This is a genomic window from Streptomyces sp. NPDC002784, assembly GCF_053592135.1.
Genome location: NZ_JBSFVD010000079.1, coordinates 1 through 5,972, shown reverse-complemented (window position 1 = coordinate 5,972; position 5,972 = coordinate 1). Strand labels below are relative to the sequence as shown.

At 68.4% G+C, this 5,972-nt stretch carries 4 protein-coding genes; all 4 read right to left on the bottom strand.

Annotation, left to right across the window (positions count from 1 at the left end):
• On the bottom strand, window positions 1-737 hold a 737-nt coding region (locus ACWD1Z_RS36215), incomplete at its 3' end, for a carbohydrate ABC transporter permease (protein ID WP_451124984.1).
• A gap of 154 nt (window positions 738-891) precedes the next feature.
• On the bottom strand, window positions 892-2,205 hold the full coding sequence (locus ACWD1Z_RS36210; protein WP_451124982.1) for an extracellular solute-binding protein: 1,314 nt from the start codon (window positions 2,203-2,205) through the stop codon (window positions 892-894).
• Between the two features lie 43 nt (window positions 2,206-2,248).
• Window positions 2,249-3,985: an alpha-glucosidase gene (locus ACWD1Z_RS36205; protein WP_451124980.1), complete on the bottom strand. Its 1,737-nt coding sequence runs from the start codon at window positions 3,983-3,985 to the stop codon at window positions 2,249-2,251.
• Window positions 3,986-4,038: 53 nt separating this feature from the next.
• Window positions 4,039-5,220, bottom strand: a complete 1,182-nt coding sequence (locus tag ACWD1Z_RS36200) for an ROK family protein (protein ID WP_451124978.1) — start codon at window positions 5,218-5,220, stop codon at window positions 4,039-4,041.
• Between the last annotated feature and the right edge of the window lie 752 nt (window positions 5,221-5,972).

Genomic DNA, 5,972 nt, shown 5'->3' with positions numbered 1-5,972 from the left:
GGACCGCCGCCGGTGAGGACGAAGATCTGGGCGAAGACCTTCAGGCCGGCGATGGTGGTGGTGACCAGGACGACGTAGACCTCGGGCCGCAGGATGGGGACGGTGATGCGGGTGAAGCGCTGCCACCAGCTCGCCCCGTCCAGTGAGGCGGCTTCGTAGAGTTCGGGGTCGATGCGCTGCAGGCCGGACATGAACAGCACGAGCGGGTAGCCGAGCTGCATCCAGACCAGGACGCCGAGGACGATCCACAGGGCGAGGTCGGGGTCGCCGAGCCAGTTCTGGGCGAGCGAGGAGAGCCCGATGGTGTCGAGGATGCTGTTGACGGCGCCTTCGGGGGCGAGGATCCAGCCCCACATCAGGCCGGTGACGGCGACGGGGATGACCTGTGGCAGGTAGAGGCCCGAGCGGAAGACGCTGACGACTCCGTCGCCGTGCTTCTTGCCGATGTAGTCGAAGAGCAGGGCGGCCAGGAACAGGCCCAGTACGGTGGGCACGATCGCGATGCCGACGATGACGAAGGCGATGTTGCGGAACGAGGCCCAGAAGTCGGCGTCCTGGAAGAGGCGGGTGTAGTTGTCCAGGCCGGTGAAGGCGGGGGTGCCGATGCCCTGCCAGGTGGTGAAGCTGTAGTAGAAGGTCATCACCAGCGGGACGACGAGGAAGAGCAGGCTGAGCAGCAGGCCCGGTGCGAGGAAGACGGCGTAGCCCGTGGACCGCCGGTGACGTGTGGTTTTCACGGTTGCTCCTAGGTGGGCGGGACGGCGTTCCGGACTACCGGGGCGCCGTCCCCTGTACGGCGCGGCATCGAGGGGATCGGGGTCCGCTTCGCGCGGCGGGCCGTCCCGTCGGATGCGGGGGTTGCAGCCGGAGGGGTCTACGGCCGCGGTACTGCTAGGACCGGCCGGCGACGTACTTGTCGTAGGGGGCCGCGAGTTCATCGAGGACCGTGTCGGGCTTGCCGCCGTTCATCAGGTTCTGGGTGGCTGCCAGCCACGTGTCGTAGTAGCCGGTCACGGGCCAGTCCGGGTAGAAGGCCAGGCCGTTGTTGGTCTCGTAGCTGTCGAAGGCGGTGATCAGCTCCTTCGCCTTGGCGTTGCCGATGGTGCCGGCCTTGGCGGTGAGGGGGACGCTGCCTTCTTCGCCGATCAGCTTCTGGATCTCGTCGGACATGGTGATGGCGATGAAGTCCTCGGCGAGCTGCTTGTTCTTCGCCTTCGTGGGGATGACCCAGTGGTTGCCGCCGGAGCCGAGCGTCTTCTCGCCGCCCGGGTAGGGGGCGGTGGACCAGGAGAAGTCCTTGATGTCGGTGCTGAGTCCGCCGAACCACCAGTTTCCGCCGACCATGATGGGCCGCTTCTGCGAGACGAACTGCTCGGTCATGTCACTGCCCTTGAGGCCGACGTCCTTCTTCTCGAAGTAGCCCTTCTTCAGCCACTCCTGGTACTTGTTCACCGCGTACGTCATCTCGGGGCCGTGGAAATCGACCTTGCCCTTGTAGAGCTGGTAGTCGTCGACCCAGGCGTCCGTGGCCCTGGACACGGCCAGCAGGTAGAGCCAGTGGCCGGCGGGGTGGTCGTTGCCGGCGTTGGCGAGCGGTGTGACGCCGGCGGCCTTGAACTTGGCCAGCGCGGCCTCGAAGCTCTTGAAGTCGGTGGGCTTGGCTATGCCGTGCTTCTTGAACAGGTCGTCGTTGTAGTAGGTGAGGACGAACTCGCCGTAGTTCGGCACGCCGTACCACTTGTCGCCGCCCATCTCGCCCTTGGCGTCGTAGCGGGCGGTGACGGACGCCCGCTCGCTGATCGCCGTGTCCCAGCCGTGTTCCTTCACGAGGGGGGTGAGGTCGCTGAGCAGGCCCTGCTTGGCGAGCAGGCCGGTGGTGGCGTTGCCCTTGTTGTACTCCATGACGTCGGGCGCCTTGTCGGAGTTGAGGATCATCCCGGCGTTCTGCTGGATCTGCTCGAACGTCTTGCGCTCGAAGACGACCTTGACGTCCGGGTGGGTCTTCTTGAACTCGGCGATGGCAGCGTCCCAGGCCTCGCTCAGGGCGCCGTCCTGCTGCTCGTAGTGCCACAGCCGCAGCGTCTTGCCGTCGCCCGTGCCGGTGTCGGAGCCGCCGCAGGCGGTCAGCGGGGCCAGCAGGGCGAGGGTGGAGGCCGCCAGGAGAAGGGTTCTTCCGCGGGCGGTGCGGGTGCGCGGGTTGTTCATGGCTGGTTCCTTGGTGTGCGTCGTTGCGGCAAGGGCGGGCGGGTCAGGCGGTGCGGCGGCGGTGGACGCGGGCTTCCCACGGGCGCAGGGTGTAGGTGCTCGTGAGAGGTGAGGCGGCCGGAAGGTTGGCGATGAGCGTGTCGCTGTCCTCCCAGCCGTGGGGCAGGCCGATGGTGAGGTCGCCCGCCCCGAAGTTGGCGATCACCAGCAGCTCGGTGCCGGAGGCGGCGTCGTGCCGGGTGAAGGCGTAGAGCTGCTCGTGCTCGGGGTGGAGCAGGTGGAAGTCGCCGTGGGTGATGGCGGGCTCGGTGTGGCGCAATGCGATCAGGCGCCGGTAGTAGTGGAAGACCGAGTCGGGATCGGCGAGCTGTGCCTCGGCGTTGATGTCGACGTGGTCGGGGTTGACGGCGATCCACGGGGTGCCGGTGGTGAAGCCGCCGTGTGCGGTGGCGTCCCACTGCATCGGGGTGCGGGCGTTGTCGCGGCTGCGGTGTCGCAGCCCTTCGAGGATGTGTGTCTCCTCGGCGCCGAGGGCGAGCTGGTCGCGGTAGTGGTTGAGGGACTCGATGTCGCGGAAGTCGTCGATGGAGGCGAACGGGGCGTTGGCCATCGCGAGTTCTTCGCCCTGGTAGACGAACGGGGTGCCGCGGTGCAGGTGCAGCACGGTGGCCAGCAGCTTGGCCGACCGGTCGCGGTAGGCCGGGCTGTCGTCACCGAACCGGGAGACCACCCGGGGCTGGTCGTGGTTGCTGAAGTACAGGCTGTTCCAGCCGGTCCCCCCGAGGCCGGCCTGCCAACGGCCCAGGCTGGCCTTGAGGTCGGTGAGCTTCAGAGACCGGACGTCGAACTTGCCGCCGGGACCCTGATCGAGCCCGACGTGCTCGAACTGGAAGACCATGTCGAGTTCGCGGCGGGCGGGGTCGGTGAACAGCCGTGCTTCCTCGACCGTCACACCGGGCATCTCGCCGACGGTCAGCAGCGGACGCGGATGGCCGTCGAAGACCTCACGGTGCATCTCCGCGATGTACTCGTGGACGCGGGGGCCGCAGATGTAGTGGGCGCTGCCGTCTCCGTGGCGGCTGCCCTCGTGCACCGGCCCGTCGGGCAGGCCGTCCGCCTTGGAGATGAGGTTGATGACGTCCATGCGGAAACCGTCGACGCCCCGCTCCAGCCACCAGCGCATCATGGCGTACACCGCCTGCCGGACCTCGGGGTTGTCCCAGTTGAGGTCGGGTTGCTTGCGGGAGAACAGGTGCAGGTAGTACTCCCCGCTCGCCTTGTCGTACGTCCATGCCGGGCCGGAGAAGAACGAGCCCCAGTTGTTGGGCTCCGCGCCGGGCGTGCCGGGCTCCATGCCCTCGCGTGCCGGGCGCCAGATGTACCAGTCGCGCTTGTCACCGCCCGGGCCGCCGTCACGGGAGGCGGTGAACCAGGGGTGCTCGTCACTGGTGTGGTTGACGACCAGGTCCATGACCAGCTTCATGCCGCGCTCATGGACGCCGGCCAGCAGTCGCTCGAAGTCGGCGAGCGTGCCGAACAGCGGGTCGATGTCCTGGTAGTCGCTGATGTCGTAGCCGTTGTCGTCATGCGGCGAGGGGTACACCGGGGAGAGCCACAGCACGTCGACGCCGAGCTGCGACAGGTAGTCCAGGCGCTCGATGACGCCTTGGAGGTCCCCGACGCCGTCCGCGTCGGAGTCGGCGAAGCTGCGGGGATAGATCTGGTAGACCACCGCGTTGCTCCACCAGGAGTCGGCGGGACCGGCCACGTTTTCGGGCACGTCAAAACCTCGTCATGTGTCTCGGGTACTGGTTGTCGTGGAGCTGAGCCGGGTCAGGACAGCGCCGCGCCGACCGCGTCCTGGATCACGAGGCAGGCGGCGCCCCGGGCCCAGAGGTCGTGGTGCACGGGGTCGACGTGGATGTCGCAGTCGTGGGCGGCCGTGGAGAAGGCGTGGGCTTGCAGGGCCTGGGACATGGCGGGTCCGAACAGGTCGTGGGCCACCGCACCCTCACCGGCGATGATGATTTTCTGGAGGTTCAGCAGATTGCACATGCCCGCCAGTCCCCTGCCGAGGGCGGTTCCGGCCTCGGTGAAGGCGGATCGGGCCACGGTCCGCGCCGAGCCGGTGCCCGAGCGGGCCAGCTCCATCGCCTCGGTGATCCCCGCACAGGAGACTCCCGCGTCCTGGAGGTGACGCAGGACGGCGCGGTCGCCGGCGAGGGCTTCCAGGCAGCCACGGCGGCCGCAGCTGCACATGGGTCCCGTCGGGTCCAGAGGCAGGTGGCCGAGCTCGCCGGCCAGTCCGGTGGCGCCGGAGAACAGAGCGCCGTCGAGGAGCAGTCCGCAGCCGATGCCCGGACCGACGGTGACGACGGCGAAGGAGTCGACGTCCCGCCCCTGACCGAACCAACGCTCGGCCACCACAAGGGTGTTGACGTCGTTGTTCACGACGACGGGAAGTCCTGTGGCCGCACGCAGCGGCCCGGCCACATCGACCTTGTTCCAGTCCAGCAGGGCGGAGTAACGGCAGACTCCGGCACTGGAGTCGACGTGACCACTGACCCCGACCCCCAGTCCCAGCACCCTGTCAGCGCCCTCGGGCGCCTCCGCCAGGAGTCGCCGGGTCAGGTCGGCGACGGCGGACAGGGCGGTTTCCGGGGTGCAGTCGGCGATCGGCTGCTCTGCGCGCGCCAGGACGCCCGCGGCCATGTCGGTGACCACTCCGGAGACCTGGGCCGGTCCTATCTTGACGCCGACCACGATGTGCTTGTCCGGGTTGACCTGGAGCATCTTCTGCGGCCTGCCCCGCCCCTGGGGGGCGGTGTCGAGCTCGCGGAGGTAGTCGTGCTCCAGCAGCGGCGGAAGCATACGCGTCACGCTGGACGGCACCAGCCCGAGCCGCTGGGCGAGCTGGGTGCGGGAGATGGGCCCCGCGGTGAGCACGGTCGCGAAGATCTCCGCGCGGGTCTGCTCACCGACAAGCTCCGAGAAACGGATCTTGGACGGGGTCATCACACATGCCTCCGAAGCAGTGATCGGCTGGAAGGAAGTCGGTCGGTCCGGTGCCGAACCGTGGTCGGACTGCGATGAGTGCGGCCGACTACGGATGACAGGAGTCTGACCCCCTCTATTTCGTGCGTCAAGGAAGAAAACTTCGCGTTACGCAACCGTGATCCCGACCCCTTGAGGGGATTCGCGGGGCTTTTGTGCCGCTTACTGCCCCCGCCACGGCACTGTCCGACCGAACTGTGGACGAGATCTTGTCCATTTCATTGACACCGCGAAGAAATGACGCGACGTTATCCGGCGACCGCAGAACGGCAACGTACGGCTGCACGCACCGCCGGCCCGACGCTGCCCGCCTGCTCCGCCCGCCTGCCCCGCAACCACGGGCGCGGCCCGGCTCGGGTGATCACCGAGACATGTCCCGTCCCGGTCCCCGGGACGACCGCATGCCTCTCACGCATCCCGCACCGGTTCGAAGGGAGGTCCCCTCGCGACAAGCCGCGCAGCCGCTCCAGCCGACGCGCGGCCCGGTCACCCGTGACCGAACCAGCTGGCAGCACCACAAGCAGCCGGACGCCGGTGCTCCCGGCCTTCGTGCACCTGCCTTCAGCCCTGCTCCTCGCCCGTCGGGCGGGCGCAGGCGAGCGGCAGGTCCAGCGCCCGCGGGCGCTGCTTCCCCAGCAACGGAATGAGGATCTCGTCATGCCCGCAGCAAGACTGAGCCGGCTGGCGGCGCTCGCCGCCGGCCTCGCTCTCGC